At 59.5% G+C, this 19,567-nt stretch carries 15 protein-coding genes and 1 pseudogene; 6 read left to right on the forward strand and 10 right to left on the reverse strand.

The window, feature by feature from the left end:
* Positions 1-4: 4 nt before the first annotated feature.
* The 9 genes and pseudogenes from ACFPPB_RS15840 to ACFPPB_RS15880 all read right to left on the reverse strand — a co-directional run bounded on the left by ACFPPB_RS15840 (position 5) and on the right by ACFPPB_RS15880 (position 11,666).
* Positions 5-2,347, reverse strand: coding sequence for a hypothetical protein (locus ACFPPB_RS15840; protein WP_377328822.1), 2,343 nt, complete (start codon positions 2,345-2,347; stop codon positions 5-7).
* A gap of 76 nt (positions 2,348-2,423) precedes the next feature.
* A pseudogene (locus ACFPPB_RS15845) lies at positions 2,424-2,653 on the reverse strand (transposase); the annotation flags it as partial.
* A gap of 147 nt (positions 2,654-2,800) precedes the next feature.
* Complete coding sequence (locus tag ACFPPB_RS15850; RefSeq protein ID WP_377328824.1) at positions 2,801-3,382, reverse strand: YajG family lipoprotein; 582 nt, start codon at positions 3,380-3,382, stop codon at positions 2,801-2,803.
* A 252-nt stretch (positions 3,383-3,634) separates the two neighbouring features.
* Positions 3,635-4,927, reverse strand: coding sequence for a rhamnosyltransferase WsaF family glycosyltransferase (locus ACFPPB_RS15855; protein WP_465269357.1), 1,293 nt, complete (start codon positions 4,925-4,927; stop codon positions 3,635-3,637).
* Positions 4,924-6,819, reverse strand: coding sequence for a glycosyltransferase family 2 protein (locus ACFPPB_RS15860; protein ID WP_377328826.1), 1,896 nt, complete (start codon positions 6,817-6,819; stop codon positions 4,924-4,926). Before ACFPPB_RS15860 ends, ACFPPB_RS15855 begins: the two co-directional genes overlap by 4 nt.
* A gap of 28 nt (positions 6,820-6,847) precedes the next feature.
* Complete coding sequence (locus ACFPPB_RS15865) at positions 6,848-8,491, reverse strand: methyltransferase domain-containing protein (protein WP_377328828.1); 1,644 nt, start codon at positions 8,489-8,491, stop codon at positions 6,848-6,850.
* Positions 8,481-9,701, reverse strand: coding sequence for an ABC transporter ATP-binding protein (locus ACFPPB_RS15870; protein ID WP_377328830.1), 1,221 nt, complete (start codon positions 9,699-9,701; stop codon positions 8,481-8,483). Before ACFPPB_RS15870 ends, ACFPPB_RS15865 begins: the two co-directional genes overlap by 11 nt.
* A complete protein-coding gene (locus ACFPPB_RS15875) occupies positions 9,698-10,480 on the reverse strand; it encodes an ABC transporter permease (protein WP_377328832.1) in 783 nt (260 codons plus the stop codon). Before ACFPPB_RS15875 ends, ACFPPB_RS15870 begins: the two co-directional genes overlap by 4 nt.
* Positions 10,481-10,496: 16 nt before the next feature.
* Positions 10,497-11,666, reverse strand: a complete 1,170-nt coding sequence (locus ACFPPB_RS15880) for a trans-sulfuration enzyme family protein (protein ID WP_377328834.1) — start codon at positions 11,664-11,666, stop codon at positions 10,497-10,499.
* A 261-nt stretch (positions 11,667-11,927) separates the two neighbouring features.
* Between ACFPPB_RS15880 and rfbB the strand changes: the two genes are divergently transcribed.
* The 6 genes from rfbB to ACFPPB_RS15910 all read left to right on the forward strand — a co-directional run bounded on the left by rfbB (position 11,928) and on the right by ACFPPB_RS15910 (position 17,918).
* The gene (gene rfbB, locus ACFPPB_RS15885) at positions 11,928-12,998 is read left to right on the forward strand and encodes a dTDP-glucose 4,6-dehydratase (RefSeq protein ID WP_377328836.1); all 1,071 of its coding nucleotides are present in this window, start codon (positions 11,928-11,930) and stop codon (positions 12,996-12,998) included.
* Positions 12,999-13,039: 41 nt separating this feature from the next.
* Entirely contained in the window at positions 13,040-13,930 is an 891-nt protein-coding gene (rfbA, locus tag ACFPPB_RS15890; protein WP_377328853.1) for a glucose-1-phosphate thymidylyltransferase RfbA, read from the forward strand.
* Positions 13,927-14,484, forward strand: a complete 558-nt coding sequence (gene rfbC, locus ACFPPB_RS15895) for a dTDP-4-dehydrorhamnose 3,5-epimerase (protein ID WP_377328838.1) — start codon at positions 13,927-13,929, stop codon at positions 14,482-14,484. Before rfbA ends, rfbC begins: the two co-directional genes overlap by 4 nt.
* Complete coding sequence (gene rfbD / locus ACFPPB_RS15900; RefSeq protein ID WP_377328840.1) at positions 14,481-15,425, forward strand: dTDP-4-dehydrorhamnose reductase; 945 nt, start codon at positions 14,481-14,483, stop codon at positions 15,423-15,425. The genes rfbC and rfbD overlap by 4 nt, the downstream gene beginning before the upstream one ends.
* 127 nt (positions 15,426-15,552) lie before the next feature.
* Positions 15,553-16,965 (forward strand): mannose-1-phosphate guanylyltransferase/mannose-6-phosphate isomerase, encoded by a 1,413-nt coding sequence (locus ACFPPB_RS15905; protein ID WP_377328842.1) that lies wholly within the window; start codon positions 15,553-15,555, stop codon positions 16,963-16,965.
* Between the two features lie 461 nt (positions 16,966-17,426).
* On the forward strand, positions 17,427-17,918 hold the full coding sequence (locus tag ACFPPB_RS15910; protein WP_377328844.1) for an REP-associated tyrosine transposase: 492 nt from the start codon (positions 17,427-17,429) through the stop codon (positions 17,916-17,918).
* A 1,318-nt stretch (positions 17,919-19,236) separates the two neighbouring features.
* Here ACFPPB_RS15910 and ACFPPB_RS15915 read toward each other — a convergent pair.
* Positions 19,237-19,567: MFS transporter (locus ACFPPB_RS15915; RefSeq protein WP_377328846.1), on the reverse strand; the 331-nt coding region annotated here is incomplete at its 5' end.

Raw genomic sequence — 19,567 nt, forward strand, 5'->3', positions numbered from 1 at the left:
CTCTCTAAACCCCGGGACGATTCAAATGTCCGGTCTTCTTTCCGCAGACGAGCCACTTTTCCCCGGACCTTTGAAGCACTTTGACATCGACAGAGCCACTTAATGAGTTCGCATCTATTAGGGCCTCGAAACCGACGTTATAGATTTCGGGATGATGGAAAAAGGCAGCGACATCGCCGCGCGAGACCGTGTTGTTGGCTGGGAAAAGCTGGACGTGACCGTCAGGAGCGATGAAAGCGAGTGAGACTGCGTCGTTTTGTTTGCCGTTCTGGCCCGAAATCATTGCCCATCCTCGAATGCGCACAAGCCCAGTGGTCAGATTGATCGGCGCCACGCCGACTTCGTTTCCATCTATCCCATCGATATTGCAGTCACCGGCGACCTGATACGAGTTGATTGAACTGACGGACACAGGCTGGCTGAAAAGAACTTGGTCCACGCCGGCGCTGGCGGCGATGCGCGCGATGGAGAGGCTAACAGTGTAGCGCTGACTCCAGAGCAGGCGCGCACCACTCTCGCCAGCTATGCTGAAGGATATTGGATACCGCCCCGCAAAAAATTCCACTGAACGAGATGACTGAAGAGCTACAAAGTCGTTCCCGCTTGAGACCGTGGGAGAGAGAAGAAATCCCGCCTTCGCCATTCCAGGTATAAATCGGTAGGTGGCAGAGCTTCCGTCAGAGTATTGAACCGAAATATGGAGTGGCGGCAACTTGTATACGGCTGAGGCGAGCTTGCCAAGCCGTGTGGGATTGATGTCGATCTGCGCCCAAATTGGATGGTTCGCCGAAGGCACTATAACCTGAGCACCCAATTTGACCGAGTTTGCAAAGACTGGTCTATCGATCGCAAACGCCGCCTGATTTGGACGCTTTTCTAGGATCGTGTATCTCCCAACGAAGCCTACCGGTTTATAGCGAACGATAAGGTCAGGCCAACTGACCCCGTCTTCCAGTGATGGGTAGTGCCCATCAGTGGGAGTGACATCGAAATAAATACGATCGGGTGGCTTTCGAAGCAAATGTGCCTGGTTGATACGAGCAAGGTCAGTTGTATAGGCCGCATAGCTTTGTATGATCGGCCGAGGATTCCATTTCGTGTCGCTGGCAAAGAGAAGTGATAGGTCTACTGGGTAGATATCAGCCGTTCCAGTATAGGACGGAAGGCGCAATGTTTTTTGAATTTGCTCATTTGCCTGGCGCCACTCGTTCGATAATTGATTGTTGTCGAAGAGTCGAATCAAAATCCCGTTTGAGGATTTTTTCAACACCGCAGCAACACGCGAGAGATCTGCTTTCGGACCATAAGGTACATAAGATGCATGGTTAATAATGGCCCAGCTGATAATACTGATCGCAAAAAAAGCCACGCCACGGCGCAATTCGTCTCTGAGCAAGATCACATACCCAACGAGCACCAGTGCGGACCCAAAAATCGCTACATGCCACCAGTCAGGACGCACAACTGCTGCTTTGAAGCAGACGAAGAGCACGAAGGATAACGCAATCATGATTCGCCAGCTCGATGACCGAGGAGTCGAGCGCCACATTGCCCACACCAAGCTCGCCGCGACGATCAGACAGAGAACCGATTCAAATCGATTGCTGCTCGCGTTCAGGCTCATGGCTACGGTATAGCCGGATATAATCATATCCTGTGCGATGAAGAAATTTGGCAGTCCCTCCAGCGGCTGACCTGCCCAAAGCCACGCGACGATCATGACAGCCGCCTGGGTTACTACTAGCGCGACTGCATCAACACGTGAGCGGCGCCACACAGGGACAAGAGCGAGGCCCGTGCAAAGCAGAACCGAAGCACCTAGGCTCCCCTTTATCAAAGGAAGCAGCGCGCAGGCCCCAGCAACGAGCAATGTGATGACCCTACCAACTACGCGGTGATCGAAATCTCGCTCAGCAACAAGCAAGAGAAGAAACGGCAGGAAAATGAAAAGTCCGTCGGGAGTGGCGAATTGACAAAGCATTATTGGTAGGGCGATAAGCCATACACTTTTTTTTGGATATGCCAACGAGGCAAACCCGGCGAAGGCCGCGGACGCCACAATGAAAGACACCACAAGCATCATATTATCTGTGGAAGGGTGATAGAGATGCGTGTAGGCAGGGGCGAGCGGCCCGAATGTGAAGATGACGTCCCTGCCAAAATGCAGATGGTTGGCAATAGCGACATTCATCGCGTACGCCCACGAAGCATCCGTGCCGGCGCTCGGAAAGCTTGGGCCGAACGGCACTAAAACAAGAATGGTGAGCACATAACTCACCACCATCCACAGGCGCGCGCGCGCAAATAGAACCCCGTCTCGACTCGCCGAAATTATTTTTTGATCCATCGTCATTCCCTGGCAGTGTCTCGAATCTACTGCCCATTGTACTGCGATATAAATTGACCTGATTTAGCCTCGATACTCAGCTATAAAGATTTGTCGCCAAGTGCAAGGCCGGCTCCGAATGAGGTTTGCAGAGCATCATCGCGCGCGCCAGCCGATGGAGCATCTCGCGCAGTCGAAATCGGCGGTTGAAGCGGTACGCCGCCTCAGCCGGATAGCGCGCGCGTATTTGCCTTGCTTGATCGCATGGTAGCTGCCGCTGATTGCGCGCTTGACGTTGCCCAGCAGGACGTTGACCCACCAAGCCCCCGTTGACCGTAACCGCCCGGTACCGCACGCTGCGTATCGAGTGTCTCATAGATCAAAGCTAGGGCGACGGAACCAGAAGGACCATTCTCAACGGGCGGCTAAATGCTTGTGCTATTCAGATCGGTGGAGATATCGTAAATGGACATACTATTGGGCGTACATGAGGCCAATCTTGGCCGCCTTATCTAAAGCCGGGCCGTTATCCCACGCCAGTGATTGTGAAGCTGCAATCGGTGGGTACCCCCAAATTACGAATTGCTTAATTCCACTAATTCTCGATAGATCATAGTGCATCGCACCTGCATCTGAACCTGCGCGCACCACCAGCGCGTGGGCTAACTTGATTACAAAATATCTATTATCTTTGGACTTAGACAATGATGCGATGCCGTCCGCACAGGTATCGCCTTGGCACAAATGGACTTCTAACTCTCCATCCGAAGTGTTCCCGTAATTACCGATGAGTACGCCAAACGCGGAGATAGAGCCAGCCTTAGGAGCTAGGAACGAGCCTGACAGATGATGACCAACACTCAACTCCAATGGCACATTCTTATCTTCGCCAACGGCAATATATACAAGCTGATTCAAATCAGCAGCATTCGATGTAGGTGGCGCAGAAGCAACCTCCGTCTGTACATCGACCGTATTTTGTCCGGATGAGCATGCCGTGATCATTATCGGAGCAATAGAAAGGCAAAGCAAAGCACCTAAAAGACGCTTATTCATTGATGATACTCCTTTGGGCAATTTCGAATAAATCGAGTTAACCATTTTTCGGTCTATCGGAATCACTGAGTTGAGGGTGCTCAGTCACATGACTTTTTAACTTGTTATCATACCGTCCAGAGCCACTACTTCCTTGATCTTCGGCGCCGAGCGGTACAACCAACCCATCCTGGTTCCAAACGTCGCGAAGTTCCACGTTTGCTCCATCATCTTCGTTCTTCACTAGGGTCGCGAGTTGCTCTGTTTTTCCAGTCATTTCAGTTTTTCCCTGTTGTCACAGTGCCAAGAGTGCGCTATTTGTTTCGCCACTTCATCGAACCCACCTTCCGCCAGAAACGCGTGGTCCTCGCCCATCAGACCGAGAGGCGACATTTTCCGCCGCTCCCACTCGTTCACCTCTTGCGCAATCGCAGCAGCAATTGCCTCCGGCGAGAACTGCTCAGCCGAGCGAATATTTGGCGAAAAGTTACCCAGATCCTTGTTCGCGAAACGATTAGTCACCACGCCCATACCGAACGCCGCCATTTCGAGCGGCGGGTAGCTCGGATGTGGCGAGATCATCAGCGACACGCCAATTGCCGAGGTCGCCAGCAGCCGGGCGTAATCGGGCAAATCCAACTTGCCCAGCGCGTGCACCCTGAACGGGCCCAGATCAAGATCGGCTGTCAGTTCGCCGGCGGCCACCACCTCCCACTGTGCGGAGGCCGGGTCGGACCAGCCCCAAGTGCGCAGCGCCTCGCACAACAGCTCGAAGGAGTTCCTTGGCGTCGAAGGACGCGCATAGACCACCATGCGCCTCTGGCGCGGCTGCGATTTCGCGCGGGCCTGCTCGAGCACATGTCGAAGCCCGTCATTGAGGGTGGGCTCGAACACGAACCGGTGTTGATAGGCGAGACCCTGCAGCTCGAAGTAATCCGCCAGAAGGCGGGTATTGAATACACCCACATCCTGATCCGGTCGGTACGTGCTCAATGCCAGTGCGAATTGGCTTGACCACGGGTAGAAGCCGGGCTCGAAATCCTGGATAAGATTGATCAGGCGACCTGCGGCGCCGAATTGCTGTTGCTGCCACGCAGCCAGACGTTGGGCCGAATAGGTGGTCCACCATGCTGTGGTCAGCCAGCAGTCGCCTGCACCAACAGGCACGGTGCGGCCATAGCGGTCGTTGAACGGAACAATCTGGTGACTCGCAGCGGAATCGGCAGCACAGTCCACCAGTGTGTGTTCACTGAACCGCTCCAGCGCGGCAGCATCAGGCGCGCTATCCACCAGCACGATGCGGGTAGCCGGAAAGTGTTTTTCCAACGCACGATACAATTGCACGGCGGTATGGATGCCACCGAAGTAGTGGCGCGCATTGATGGAAGGCAGCAACAGATTCAGGCGGCAACCCTGCCAATCCGACAGGCGCGCATTGCACGGGGTCGTCTCTGCCACCGTGGTAGCTGCCTGAATCGCGACTCCATTCTGGCTTGTCGTGGCGCTGGACATGAGGCCCAACGCTCTCGCAGCCCGGTAAGCAGCTCCACGCAACATGGATTTCATGGCATGTTCCGCGGCCGCGGCACGCAACTCATGGGGTCGAGGTTGTGGTTGAAGTAGGGATCGCCTGCCGTCCGGTACGGATGATAGGCCTGCTCGGAACGGACAAAATCCGTCTCCGGGATATTGCCCGGATCACGCGTCTTGGATTCGTGGTGCACCAGCTTCGCTTCCGGCACATAGACATTGAGCAGGCCGCCATGGAACGCACGCAGGCAGATTTCCACGTCGCTGCCGCAGATGATGAAGGACTCGTCGAAGCCGCCGAGTGCGTCGAACTTGGCTTTTTCTATCGCCATGCAAGCTCCGGTCACCGCCAGCACGTTGCGACGCATCACCGGCGAGGCAAAACAATTTTGTACGTGTGAGGCAGGCAGGCCTTTGAACACATGATCGGCCCAGCCACCCATGCCTACCACCACACCGGCATGCTGGATGGTCATGTCCCCGTATAGCAGCAGCGGACCGCACACGCCCACGTCGGGTCGAAGAGCCACGTCCACAAGGCGCTCCAGCCACTGACCATCAATGATTTCGGTGTCGTTGTTGAGAAACACCAATACCTTGCCACGCGCTTCGCGCGCCGCAAGATTATTCAAGGCCGACCAGTTGAACGGGATATCCGCCGGCAACACGCGGATATTGGCTTCGCGCGACATCCGGTCGAACCACTGCATGGTTTCCAGCTCTACCGAGCCGTTGTCGACAACTAGGATTTCGTATTGCTTGTACTCCGTCTGTTCGCGCAGGGTGCGTACACAGATATCCAACAAGTCCACCCGGTCACGGGTGGGGATCACGATGCTCGCCAGGGGCTGATGATCGGCCATGAGGTTGTAGCGCACGTCGTAGCAGAAGGTATAAGCCCCATCCTTCGCCTGTGCACCGGGATAGACCCGATCCAGATAGCTCTGGATTGCCCTACGCCCGGCTTCATGGGCGTAGGGCTTGGAGTCGGCGTTGGCGGAAGTCGACCCGCTATGCTGGCGCCAGTGATAGAGCACACGCGGCACATGGGCGATTTTCGCCCCGTCGGCAAGGCAACGCAGCACCAGGTCATAGTCCTGCGAACCATCCATCTCCGGACGCAAACCACCAAGCCGGTCGACCATGTCGCGACGAAATACCACCAGATGGCCCAGATACATCTGCGAAAGAAACAGATCCAGACTCCAGTCCGGCTTGAAGTACGGCAGCCGCCGGCTGCCGTATTCACCAACGCAGTCGTGATCGGTGTAAACGATGTCCGCATCGGCCTGCTTCAATGCGGCAGCCACAGATGCAAGCGCATCCGGATGCAGCAAGTCATCATGATCCAGGGGTGCCACATACTCGCCGGTGGCAAGCTTCAAGGCATCGTTGGTGGCACTAGCTATACCACCACGTTGCTCCCGATACATGACGCTGATGCGCGGATCACCGTTGCCTACATCCGCAAGGATACGGTGCACGTGGGGGACATCTGACGCGTCGTCGCAGATGCACAGCTCCCAGTTCAGATAGGTCTGCGCAAGCACACTAGCGATCACTTCGCGCAAGAACGATTCAGGCGTATTGCACGTCGGCATGATCACGCTGATCAGCGGGCCATCGATCAGCGTCGCCACTGTGGGCTCATGCTGCTGCAGCCAGCGTTCATAAGCGGACAGCTCCGCACCTGTCGTATTGGAGGGATCCATCGCCGGGGCACGATATGACTCGCGCGTATCCATCTGCGCCAACTGATCATAGGCCATCACATGCCGCGCAAAACCACGCGGCCCTAGCCGGATGCAATTGACAGCCTTGCGTACGATTTGAGCCAGCCCAAGGCCTGCAGCACGGGCATGGCGAATGCTGCGGGCAACCGCATGCAGAAGCGCACGAATGCGCACGAATAGACTTGGCCTGTTCATTTCAATCCCTGTACAGCCGACGGCAGCATCAAATCAAACGAAAAAAGAATGCAGCGAGCGCTGCCAGAAGCACAACAACTCCACTGCCAAGGGCCCAGCACTGTCGACGTTCAAGTCCCCTGACCCGCAATAGCAAGCGACCCTGATGATAGGTCAGCTCCTTGTTTTCGGCCATCAGCGATTGGTGCCTATCTTCAAGAAGACGCATGCTTTCAACTGCGGCCCCATGTTGCTTCTCAAGCGCTTCAAGTTGCTCTCTCGCAAGATCGGTCTCCGCGGTCTGCTGTTGCAGGCGGCCAAGCGTTAGCCCCAGTAGCGCTTCACGCTCCTGCCGGACACGCGACTCAGTCTCTAACCTTGCATCCGTATCAGCGAGCTGTTGGATGAGAGACCGGTACTGTGATCGCATCTGCTCCAGTTGCGCTTCAGTCTCCCGAAACCTTTCAGCTGTTTTCCGCCATTGCTCCGAGACATATAGTTGCTTGGCCTCGGATTCGTGCAGTCGCTCGACGGTGTGCGCCCATTGCTCCCGCGCATCCTCCAAGCTTGCTTCCGCGACCCGTACCAGCTCAGCTGTTGCCTGCCATTGCTGCGAGGCATGCAACTGCCTGACCTCGGATTCGTGCAGCCGCTCGACGGTGTGCGCCCATTGCTCCCGCGCATCCTCCAAGCTTGCTTCCGCAACCCGTACCAGCTCAGCTGTTGCCTGCCATTGCTGTGAGGCATGCAACTGCCTGACCTCAGATTCACGCAGCAGCTCAACGGTACGGCCCCACTCAGCAGCGGCGGCGGATAACTTGGCATCACCTTCTGCAACCTTTCTTGCAGCAAATTGCCACTGGTTCTCAGCAGAGTAAATGCGGTCAGCGATGGACTGCAACGATGCCCCCAGGGATGACACCAATGCCACCGCTGCTTCGTCCGGCTGCGCGGTCAGCACAGGCGATCGTCGGATGCACTCCAGATCCTCCTTGTTCCGTACCGCGACAAAATATCCGCGATAGGATTTTTCGCTTCGATCGCCTGCAAATACACTGTGGTTGTAGAGCCGGTCGGCGCTCGCGACGATGGGCCGCATTTCAGCAATGGCCTCCTTGACAAAATGGGCACCCATCAGCCCCGACCAAATTGCGGTGTCGCCCTGTCCAAACCTCAGCACCATGCGTCCCGACTTGACCAATGCTTGCTCGATCTCGTCACCGGCGACGAGGCCAAACTCCTTGTGCTCCGCCAGCCACGGATAGTCTTCCCCGAAGTAATTGCGCCATACACCATTCGCGTCATGTTCTGCCGCGTGAACCCAGGGTTGATCAAGTGGGCAGGCGATAACCACCAGCCGGGCCGCCACACGGGCCATTTCTGCTGCAGCCCTGGCGCGAAGATGCACCGGCATGTGCTCGATGACATCCAGCGCTACCACTACATCAAACCGTGCATCCGCAAAGGGTAGCGCGCTAGCGTCGGCCTGCACGAAATCGTCGGCTCCAGCTTGCTCGAAAAGATCACTGAATACCAATTTGCTGTGTGGCAAAAAGCTAGCCAATAGACGCTGGCGATTTGCACCTACCTCAAGCACGGTTGACGTCGGCATGGCTAATGCGTCAACCAGCGCCGCCGTTGCGGCATAGCGCTGATAATGATCGAAGGGAATGTTTTCCAGCTCAGTCGACATGCACGATCCACTCGTGAGGGATATACACCAACCCTTCACTGAAATAGGGTGCGGCAACCGTCAGTTTGGCGACATCGGAAAGGTAATCAAGACAAACCATGCCCTTGTCAGTAAACAAACCGACGTCAACGCGATAGGTCCCCGTGAGCAGAGGCATCGAGGGAATATGATAGCTAACGCGATGCGATCCTTTTTTACTGGGAATATCCACTCGTTCGAGATGCGTATTCGGCCCAAAGATATGCTGACCGTCCAGACCTTTGATGGCAACGCCAAGCAGGAAGCCGTGGATAGATTCATCGCGAATGCAGTAACTGATATCTACTGTTACGGGCTCGAACGGTGCCATGAAATCCCGCGAAAGGCTCACCGTCTCGATGAATGCCGGCACCTCCCCCTGAGACCCTCCAGCTTGCGATGCATCTTGCCGTGTCTCACTGTCACGGCCAATTTCATGATCACGGAATTGATCAGCAACGAAGCTGGCCTCCCCATGCAACTTAACACGACCGCCCTCCATCCAGATGGCCGTCTGGCAGAATCGCTTGATCTGCTCCATCGAATGCGAAACAAACAGGATTGTGGCACCGCGTGCGCGCAACGCTTCGATGCGCGCAAGACATTTCATCTGAAAACGGATATCACCGACAGATAACGCCTCATCCACGATCAGCACATCGGGCTCGGTATGAATGGCCACCGAAAAGGCAAGCCGTACATACATACCGCTCGAATACGTCTTCACCGGTCGCTCGAAGAAGTCACCAATATCGGCAAAGGCGCGGATACTGTCGAGCCGGTCGTCGATTTCCGCTTTCGACAGACCTAGCAGCGAAGCATTCATGTAGACATTCTCGCGACCTGTGAAGTCGGGATTGAATCCCGCCCCCAATTCCAATAAGGCTGCAAAACGTCCGTTGATCCTAACCGTTCCGACTGTTGGTGTTACCGTGCCGCAGAGCACCTGAAGCAGTGTTGATTTTCCTGCACCATTACGTCCGATGATGCCCATCGTCTCGCCACGCCGGACGATGAGGCTGATGCCATCGAGCGCGCGAAAAATCTTTCCACTGTTTCCAGAGGAATTCGGCTTGATCAACGAGACCAGTCGCTCCCGCGGGCTACGGTAGATCGCATAGTCTTTCACCACCTGCGATATTTCTATGGCGGTGTCGTCCGTGAACGGCACCTCATGCGTTTGATCACTCATAGGACGTCTGCAAAGCCGCGCGACAAGCGGCGAAATAGCTGAAAACTAAGCCCAGCAAGGAGTACGGAGAGGGCAAAATGCTGAGCCAAGGCTGCGAAGTCCGGCAGGCTGTGTTGGACGGTTACGGCGCGCAACTGCTCCATCGGAGTTACCAATGGATTGAAATCGATCAGTGCGCGCAGGTTCTGGGGAATGGATGACGACGGAAAGAAAATGGGGCTGAGAAATAGCAGTATGCTCGAAACGATACCGACAAACTGGGCGATATCGCGCAAATAGACTCCCAACGCGGAAATTGCCCAAGCTATACCTAACAGCATCGGCACCATCTCCAGCAGTATCAGCGGCGCAAAAACAGCGCTTGGCGATGGCATCTGTCCCACCATAGCCTGTGCCACCAGCAGAATGACCAGACTGAGCAGTGCCGTGACGAGTGCCGCTGCAACGCGTACGACCGGTAGGATTTCCACCGGAAAGACCACCTTCTTGACATAGTTTGGCTGCCCGACAATCAGCGTTGGTGCCGAGACCAGAACTTCCGAAAGAAAATTGAAGATGATCAGTCCGGCAAACAATACCAACGCAAAATCGGCGGTTGTTGCCGTGCCCGCCCAGTGTGTCTTGAAAATTCCGCTGAATACCAAGGTGTAGACACCCAGCATCAGCAATGGCTGCAGCAACAACCAGAGGACACCTAACGCTGTCGTTTTGTAGCGTGAGGCGAGTTCGCGTCCGAGTAACTGGCGGAACAGGAAAGAAAAGTTCGCGTGACCTTGCATGTATATTCCTTCGCGGTCAGCCAGCAAGTGCAGATGCAAGTTCTGCACGCAGATCGACGACATCCTCCACACCTACCGAAAGTCGGATCAGCCCGTCGGTGATACCAAGCCGCTTGCGATTGGCTGCGGGCACCGACGCGTGCGTCATGATCGCCGGATGCTCGATCAGACTCTCGACGCCGCCCAACGACTCGGCCAGCGCGAACAACTCGCAGCGCTCCAGCATGCGCTTGGCTTTTTTCAGGCCGCCCTTCACCTCGATGCTGATGATGCCGCCGAAACCATCCATCTGGCGCTTGGCCAGAGCGTGCTGCGGATGGCTCTTGAGGCCGGGGTAGATCACCCGCTCCACGGCCGGGTGCTTTTCCAGCCACTTCGCCAGTTCCAGCGCGCTTTGGCAATGCGCCTTCATGCGCAGATGCAGGGTCTTCAGGCCGCGCATGGCAAGGAACGAGTCGAACGGACCCGCCACCGCACCGACCGAGTTCTGCAGGAACCCCATCTGCTCGGCCAGCTCCTTGCTGCGGGCGACCACGATGCCGCCTACCATGTCGGAATGGCCGTTGAGGTATTTGGTGGCCGAATGCAGCACCAAGTCCGCGCCGTATTCCAGCGGGCGCTGGATCATCGGCGAGCAGAATGTGTTGTCCACCACCAGGATCAGGCCGTGTTTCTTCGCGAAGGCGGCGACCTTGGCCAGGTCGACCAGCTTCAGCATCGGATTGGTCGGCGTTTCGGCCCAGATCATCCGCGTGTTGGGCTTGAGCGCCGCCTTCATCGCCGCGGTGTCGTTCAGATCGATGAAGCTGAAATCCAGCCCGGCCGAGCGCCGCCGCACCTTTTCGAACAGCCGATAGCTGCCGCCGTAGAGGTCGTCCATGGCGATGACGTGGCTGCCCGAATCGAGCAGATCCAGCACCGTCGCTGCCGCGGCCAGGCCGGAGGCGAACGCAAAACCGGCCACGCCGCCCTCGAGATCGGCCACGCAGCGCTCATAGGCCATCCGCGTAGGATTTTGCGTGCGCGAATACTCGTAGCCCTTGTGCTTGCCCGGGCTTTCCTGCACGTAGGTCGAGGTAGCGTAGATCGGCGTCATGATCGCGCCGGTGCTGGGATCCGGATGCTGACCGGCATGAATGGCCCGGGTCCCCATGCCGTGCTGGCTACGCTTTGCAGCAGTTTTCATCGCTGTCCTTGCAGCCCGGCTGGCGGACTGTCTCGTGTTAGGAAGTCCACCATCTTAGCTTTTATGCCGGCCATTGCCGACCGACGCAAAAACTTGGCGTTCATGTAGAAATGGGCAAACTGCGGCCCTCGCGCACCGGGCAACCATGTCGACAGCCCGCCGGTGCTTGGTCGGCAAGGCAAGAACAGGCATCATTTGCCGTCTGCCGGACGGCCGGGATGTCCTGGCCGCCCCTCTTTCGTCAAACCATGGACGTCATCGATGAACAACCCCTCCGCAGGGATCAAGACTCTGCTGGTCACCGGCGGCGCCGGCTTTATCGGCGCCAATTTCGTATTGCAGGCGGTGGCCGATGGCTTGCAAGTGATCAACCTGGACAAGCTGACCTATGCCGGCAATCTGGACACGCTCAGCTCGTTGAAGGAAGTCCCTGCCCATACCTTCGTCCAGGGCGACATCGGCGATCGCGAGTTGATCGCGAAGCTGCTGGCCGAGCATCGCCCCGACGCCATCGTGAATTTCGCGGCCGAATCGCATGTGGACCGCTCGATCGACGGTCCGGCTGAATTCGTGCAGACCAACGTGGTCGGCACGCTTGGGCTGCTTGAAGGCGCGCGCGACTACTGGCGCAGTCTCGAAGGCGCCGCGCGCGATGCATTCCGTTTCCTGCATGTGTCGACCGACGAGGTGTATGGCTCGCTCGGCGCCGAAGGCAAGTTCACCGAGCAGACGCCTTATGCACCGAACTCGCCGTACTCCGCCTCGAAGGCCGCCTCGGATCACCTGGTGCGCGCGTTCCAGCACACGTACGGCTTGCCCACGCTGACCACCAACTGCTCGAACAACTACGGGCCGTACCAGTTCCCGGAAAAGCTCATTCCGCTGGTCATCCAGAAGGCGCTGGCCGGCGAACCGCTGCCGGTCTATGGCGACGGCAGGAACATCCGCGACTGGCTGTTCGTGGGCGATCACTGCAGCGCGATCCGCCGGGTGCTGGAAGCCGGCCGCATCGGCGAGACCTACAACGTGGGCGGCAATGCCGAACGCGAGAATATCGCGGTGGTGAAGACGATATGCGGGCTGCTCGATGCGCGCCGCCCGCTGGCCGATGGTCGTGCCCGCGAGTCGCTGATCACCTACGTCAAGGATCGCCCCGGCCACGATCGACGCTACGCGATCGACTCCAGCAAGCTGCAGAACGAACTGGGCTGGCGTCCATCGCAGACGTTCGAAAGCGGTATCGCGCAGACGGTGGACTGGTATCTCGCCAACCAGCCGTGGAGCCAGCGCGTGCTCGACGGCAGCTATCGGATGGAGCGCCTGGGGTCATGAAGGATGGGGTCATGAAGGATGAGGTCATGAAGGATGCGGTCATGAGCAATACGAAGAAAGGCATCATCCTCGCCGGTGGCTCCGGCACCCGGCTGCACCCGATCACCCGCGCGGTCAGCAAGCAGCTGCTGCCGGTGTACGACAAGCCGATGATCTACTACCCGCTGGCCACCTTGATGTTGGCCGGCATCCGCGAGGTGTTGGTGATCAACACCCCGCATGAGCAGGCGATGTTCCAGCGCCTGCTGGGCGACGGCTCGCAGTGGGGCCTCGACATCCGCTACGCGGTGCAGCCGTCGCCGGATGGCCTGGCGCAGGCGTTCACCATCGGCCGTGATTTCGTCGATGGCAAGCCGAGCTGCCTGGTGCTGGGCGACAACATCTTCTATGGCGGGGGCCTGACCGAACGGCTGAAGCATGCGGCGGCACGCGATCACGGCGCCACGGTGTTCGGCTACTGGGTGAAGGATCCGGAACGCTACGGCGTGGCCGAATTCGATGCCGCTGGCCGGGTGATCGGACTGGAGGAGAAACCGGCACAGCCGAAGTCCCATTACGCGGTGACGGGTCTGTATTTCTACGATGGTCGCGTCTGCGATTACGCGGCAGCGCTGAAACCCTCGGCGCGCGGCGAACTGGAAATCACCGACCTCAACCGCTGCTACCTCGACGACAATTCGCTGCACCTGGAACAGCTAGGCCGTGGCTTCGCCTGGCTCGACACCGGTACGCACGACTCGCTGATGGAAGCTGGCAGCTACATCGAGACGATCGAGAATCGCCAAGGCCTCAAGGTGTGCTGCCCGGAAGAAATCGCCTACGTCAACGGCTGGATCGACGCCGAGCAATTGCTGGCACTGGCCGCGCCGCTGGCCAAGACCGGTTACGGCCAATACCTGGAGCAGCTGATCAAGCAGGGACCCGTACGATGAAAGTGATCGAAACCGCGTTATCCGGTGCACTGATCCTCGAACCGCAGGTGTTCGGCGACGCCCGCGGCTTCTTCTACGAGAGCTACAACGAGGCGAAATACCTCGCGGCCGGTGTCGACCATCGCTTCGTGCAGTCCAACGTCTCGCGCTCCGCCCGCGGCGTGCTGCGCGGCCTGCATTACCAGTGGCCGAATCCGCAGGGCAAGCTGGTCAGCGTGCTCGAAGGCGAGGTGTACGACGTGGCGGTGGATATCCGCCGCGGCTCGCCCACGTTCGGCCAGTCGGTGGGCGTGATGCTGACCGCCGACAACCATCGCCATTTCTGGGTGCCGGAAGGCTTTGCGCACGGCTTCTGCGTCCTGTCCGAATTCGCCACCTTCACTTACCAGTGCACTGCGCTGTACGACGCCAAGGCCGACGCCGGCATCCGCTGGAACGATGCCGATCTCGGTATCGACTGGCCGCTCAGTGCGCCGTTGCTGTCGGACAAGGACGGCAAGACGCCGCTGCTGCAAGACGTCGCACCCGAGCGCCTGCCGATTTTCGTGCCATGAGGATCCTGCTGCTCGGCGCCAGTGGTCAGCTCGGCCGTACGTTTCTCGGCCACGCCGGCCAGATCGCAGGCGCTGAAATCATCGCCGCCAGCCGCGACGGCGTGCTGGCCACCGGCGGCTACGGCGAGGTCGCCGACCTTGCCGAACCGGCCAGCCTGCCCGCCCTGCTCGACCGCGTGCAGCCCGACGCGATCATCAATGCCGCCGCCTATACCGCCGTCGACCGGGCCGAGCAGGAGGAGGCGCTGGCCACCCGCGTCAACGGCGAGGCGGTCGGGGTGCTCGGCGCATGGGCGGCGGCGCACGGCAGCCTGGTGATGCATTACTCGACCGACTATGTGTTCGACGGCAGCCAGTCGCAACCGTATGCCGTCGACGCACCTGCCGGCCCGCTGGGCGCCTACGGCCGCAGCAAGCTGGCCGGCGAGCACGCATTGCGCGACAGCGGCGCCGACCATCTGACGTTTCGCACGGCGTGGGTGTATGCCGCGCATGGCCAGAACTTCCTGCGCACCATGTTGCGGCTGGGCGCCGAGCGCGAGGAACTGCGCGTGGTGGCCGACCAGCACGGCGCGCCGACCGACACCACGCTGATCGTCAACGCCAGCCTGTCGGCGCTCGATCGCTGGCGACACGCCGATGCCGTGCAGCGTCGGCAGCTCAGCGGCACTCATCATCTGGTCGCCAGCGGCGCCACCACCTGGCACGGCTTCGCCAGCGCGATCTTCGAGCAGGCTGCCGCGCATGGGCTGATCCGGCGGCAACCGCGCGTGATCCCGATCACCAGCGCTGAATTCCCCACGCCGGCGGTGCGCCCGGCGTGGTCGCTGCTGGACAACACGAATTTCCAGCGGCAGTTTGCCGTGGTTCTACCGGACTGGCGCGACGGCCTGCGCGATGTGATTGCCCAACTCACCGACGAGCGCCGCGCCACCTTGTAGGAGCGCACCTTGTGCGCGATGCTCTTGCTTGCATCGCCCGCCGAAGAGCATCGCCCACAAGGTGGGCTCCTACATACGCGATTTGATGCTCACGTCCCGGACTTTGCCCCAAGGTACCCTTACCGACATGTTGATACCTCTTATCCTCAGCGGCGGCAGCGGTACCCGTTTGTGGCCGGTCTCGCGCAAGAATCTGCCCAAGCAGTTCCTCGGGCTCGCCGGCAAAGGCACGCTGTTCCAGCAGACCATCGCGCGCACCCGCCAGCTGCCCGGCGTAGCGGCACCGATCGTGGTGGCCAGCGAGGATCATCGTTTCCTCGCCGCCGACCAGCTGCTGGAAGCCGGTGTCGAGGACGCCACGATCGTGCTGGAGCCGCTGGCGCGCAACACCGCACCGGCGATCGCGCTGGGTGCGTTGCAGGCGCTGCAGCGCGATGCCGACGCCGTGCTGCTGGTGCTGCCAGCCGACCACTTGATCGGCGACACTGCCGCTTTTGTGGATGCGGTGAAGCAGGCCATGCCCTTGGCCGCGCAGGGCTGGCTGGTCACGTTCGGCATCCGGCCGGATCGTCCGGAAACCGGTTTCGGCTACATCCGTCGCGCGGAGGCGATCGGCAGCGATGGCTACCGGGTGGAGCAGTTTGTCGAGAAACCCGACCTCAGTACCGCCGAGTCGTATCTCGCGGACGGGAACTACGACTGGAACTCCGGCATGTTCCTGTTCAAGGCTTCGCGCTACCTGGAAGAGCTGGCTGCGCATGCACCGGCCATGCTCGCCGCCGTGCGCGAGGCGCATGCCAAGGCGTCCGCCGATCTGGATTTCGTGCGGATCGACCGCGATGCGTTCGCCCTGGTGCCGGACGATTCGATCGATTACGCGGTGATGGAAAAGACCCAGCGCGCGGCGGTGATCCCGGTCAGCTGCGCATGGAGCGACATCGGCTCGTGGTCGGCGCTGTGGCTGACCGGCGACAAGGATGCGCAAGGCAATTTGCGCGAAGGCGACACCATGGTGGTCGACACGCGCAACTCGTTGCTGCGTTCGCACGACCGCCACCTGATCGCCACCATCGGCGTCGACGACCTGATCGTGGTGACCACGCCCGATGCCACCCTGGTGGCGCGCCGGGACGCTGCGCAGGACGTCAAGAAGATCGTCGAGCAGCTCAAGGCTGCAGGACGCAGCGAGCATTCGCTGCACCGGGTGGTGCACAGGCCATGGGGCAGTTACGACTCGCTGGAAGCGGGCGAGCGATTCCAGGTCAAACGCATCCAGGTCAAGCCGGGCGCCAGCCTGAGCCTGCAGAAACATCATCATCGCGCCGAGCACTGGATCGTGGTCTCCGGCACCGCCGAAGTCACCTGCGACGACAAGGTGTTCCTGCTCGGCGAAAACCAGAGCACCTACATCCCGCTGGGCAGCAAGCACCGCCTGCGCAATCCCGGCAAGGTGGCGCTGGAACTGATCGAGGTGCAGTCGGGCAGCTATCTCGGTGAGGACGACATCGTGCGCTATGACGATGTTTACGGGCGGGCGTGAGGCGGTTCGAGGATCTGTGCGGCACATGGTAGGAGCCCGCTGGCGGGCGATGCTGTTGCTTTGATCTTTCCTACTACCCACCATCAAAACAAGAGCATCGCCCGCTAGCGGGCTCCTACGGGTTTTCTTCTGACCATTGGAGCAGGGGCATCGCCCGCTATCTCGGTGAAGACGACATCGTGCGGTATGACGATGTTTACGGGCGGGCGTGAGGCGGGTCGGGGATCTGTGCGGCACATGGTAGGAGCCCGCTGGCGGGCGATGCTGTTGCTTTGATCTTTCCTACTACCCACCATCAAAACAAGGGCATCGCCCGCTAGCGGGCTCCTACGGGTTTTCCTCTGACCAGAGCAACGGCATCGCCCGCTAGCGGGCTCCTACATGATGTGGGGATCGGGGCGGACGGGGAGTGGGGTTGGGGGGCTGCAGCTCTTTGGTGGGGGTCTCGGCAATCTGATCGCATGCTCTCCTTTCCACACAGCGGTCGCCAGGCCTTGCGCCGGGGGCGGGTATCCATTCCCGGCCAGATCTATCTGCTGACGACCACGACTCGTCACCGCCGCCGGCTATTTGCGGATACGGCTTCCGCACAGGCGGCCAGCCGGGTCATCCACTCGGCACCCACCTGGGGGGATTCGCGGCTGCTCGCTTGGGTACTCATGCCCGACCACTGGCACGGATTGCTGCAGCTCGGCGACGAGCCGCTGGGCCGGGTAATGAATCGTTTCAAGGGCGGAACCTCGCGTGCGTTGCATGCGTCGGGCCAGATGGAAGGGGCGCCCTGGGATCGCAGTTTCCATGACCGTGCATTGCGGTCCGGCGAGGATGTACGGGAGGTGGCGCGTTACATCGTGGCCAACCCGATACGCGCCGGGCTCGCCGACAATGTACTTGGATACCCGTACTGGAACGCCACCTGGCTCGATCACGACACGCCGACGTTGTTGTTGTAGGAGCCCGCGTGCGGGCGATGCCCTTGTTTTGATCTCTCCTAATCCCCTAGCCGACCAACCATCGGAGCAAGAGCATCGCCCGCACGCGGGCTCCTACATTTTTCTGGGGGTGCCGGGCGAGATGGAGGGAGCTCCCTGGACCGCAGTTTTCATGACCACTGCATTGCGGTCCGGCGACGTTGTTGGTCTTGCTGTAGGAGCCCGCGTGCGGGCGATGCCCTTGTTTTGATCTCTCCTATCCCTAAGGCCAATCATCGGAGCAGGAGCATCGCCCGCTAGCGGGCTCCTACATTTTTCTGGGGGCGTCGGGCGAGATGGAGGGAGCTCCCTGGACCGCAGTTTTCATGACCACTGCATTGCGGTCCGGCGACGTTGTTGGTCTTGCTGTAGGAGCCCGCGTGCGGGCGATGCCCTTGTTTTGATCTCTCCTATCCCTAAGGCCAATCATCGGAGCAGGAGCATCGCCCGCTAGCGGGCTCCTACATTTTTCTGGGGGCGTCGGGCGAGATGGAGGGAGCTCCCTGGACCGCAGTTTTCATGACCACTGCATTGCGGTCCGGCGACGTTGTTGGTCTTGTTGTAGGAGCCCGCGTGCGGGCGATGCCTTTGTTTTGATCTCTCCTATCCCTAAGGCCAACCATCGGAGCAGGAGCATCGCCCGCACGCGGGCTCCTACATTTTTCTGGGGGTGCCGGGCGAGATGGAGGGAGCTCCCTGGACCGCAGTTTTCATGACCACTGCATTGCGGTCCGGCGACGTTGTTGGTCTTGCTGTAGGAGCCCGCGTGCGGGCGATGCCGTTGTTTTGATCTCCCCTATCCCTAAGGCCAACCATCGGAGCAGGAGCATCGCCCGCTAGCGGGCTCCTACATTTTTCTGGGGGTGTCGGGCGAGATGGAAGGAGCTCCCTGGACCGCAGTTTTCATGACCACTGCATTGCGGTCCGGCGCCGTTGTTGGTCTTGTTGTAGGAGCCCGCGTGCGGGCGATGCCCTTGTTTTGATCTCTCCTACCCCTAAGGCCAACCATCGGAGCAGGAGCATCGCCCGCTAGCGGGCTCCTACATTTTTCTGGGGGTGTCGGGCGAGATGGAGGGAGCTCCCTGGACCGCAGTTTTCATGACCACTGCATTGCGGTCCGGCGACGTTGTTGGTCTTGTTGTAGGAGCCCGCGTGCGGGCGATGCCTTTGTTTTGATCTCTCCTATCCCTAAGGCCAACCATCGGAGCAGGAGCATCGCCCGCTAGCGGGCTCCTACCATTTGTTGGGCCAATCATCGGAGCAGGAGCATCGCCCGCACGCGGGCTCCTACCGGGGGGTTTTACTGACCGATCTTGCGCAGCGGTTGGCCGGACATCAGGTTGCGTTCGATCTGTTCCAGCGTGACGTTCTTGGTCTCCGGGATCAGCCAGAAGGTGATCAGCAGGAATACGGCGTTCAGCGCCGCGTACAGCCAGAACGTCGCTGCGTTGCCGATGCCGTTGAGCAAGGTGAGGAAGGTGGCACCCACGATCATGTTGGCGACCCAGTTGGTGAAGGTCGAGCAGCCGATGCCGAAGTCGCGGCCCTTCAGCGGCTGCACTTCCGAGCACAGCGTCCAGATCAGCGGACCGGCCGACATGGCGAAGCCGACGATGAAGGTCAGCAGCATC

This window comes from Rhodanobacter terrae, assembly GCF_042657005.1.
GTDB lineage: Bacteria > Pseudomonadota > Gammaproteobacteria > Xanthomonadales > Rhodanobacteraceae > Rhodanobacter > Rhodanobacter terrae.

Excerpts from the sequence above, each read along its gene's own strand:
- ACFPPB_RS15840 (WP_377328822.1), bottom strand. The coding sequence starts at position 2,347 with ATGGATCAAAAAATAATTTCGGCGAGTCGAGACGGGGTTCTATTTGCG.
- ACFPPB_RS15850 (WP_377328824.1), bottom strand. The coding sequence starts at position 3,382 with ATGAATAAGCGTCTTTTAGGTGCTTTGCTTTGCCTTTCTATTGCTCCG.
- ACFPPB_RS15855 (WP_465269357.1), bottom strand. The coding sequence starts at position 4,927 with ATGAAATCCATGTTGCGTGGAGCTGCTTACCGGGCTGCGAGAGCGTTG.
- ACFPPB_RS15860 (WP_377328826.1), bottom strand. The coding sequence starts at position 6,819 with ATGAACAGGCCAAGTCTATTCGTGCGCATTCGTGCGCTTCTGCATGCG.
- ACFPPB_RS15865 (WP_377328828.1), bottom strand. The coding sequence starts at position 8,491 with ATGTCGACTGAGCTGGAAAACATTCCCTTCGATCATTATCAGCGCTAT.
- ACFPPB_RS15870 (WP_377328830.1), bottom strand. The coding sequence starts at position 9,701 with ATGAGTGATCAAACGCATGAGGTGCCGTTCACGGACGACACCGCCATA.
- ACFPPB_RS15875 (WP_377328832.1), bottom strand. The coding sequence starts at position 10,480 with ATGCAAGGTCACGCGAACTTTTCTTTCCTGTTCCGCCAGTTACTCGGA.
- ACFPPB_RS15880 (WP_377328834.1), bottom strand. The coding sequence starts at position 11,666 with ATGAAAACTGCTGCAAAGCGTAGCCAGCACGGCATGGGGACCCGGGCC.
- rfbB (WP_377328836.1), top strand. The coding sequence starts at position 11,928 with ATGAACAACCCCTCCGCAGGGATCAAGACTCTGCTGGTCACCGGCGGC.
- rfbA (WP_377328853.1), top strand. The coding sequence starts at position 13,040 with ATGAGCAATACGAAGAAAGGCATCATCCTCGCCGGTGGCTCCGGCACC.
- rfbC (WP_377328838.1), top strand. The coding sequence starts at position 13,927 with ATGAAAGTGATCGAAACCGCGTTATCCGGTGCACTGATCCTCGAACCG.
- rfbD (WP_377328840.1), top strand. The coding sequence starts at position 14,481 with ATGAGGATCCTGCTGCTCGGCGCCAGTGGTCAGCTCGGCCGTACGTTT.
- ACFPPB_RS15905 (WP_377328842.1), top strand. The coding sequence starts at position 15,553 with ATGTTGATACCTCTTATCCTCAGCGGCGGCAGCGGTACCCGTTTGTGG.
- ACFPPB_RS15910 (WP_377328844.1), top strand. The coding sequence starts at position 17,427 with ATGCTCTCCTTTCCACACAGCGGTCGCCAGGCCTTGCGCCGGGGGCGG.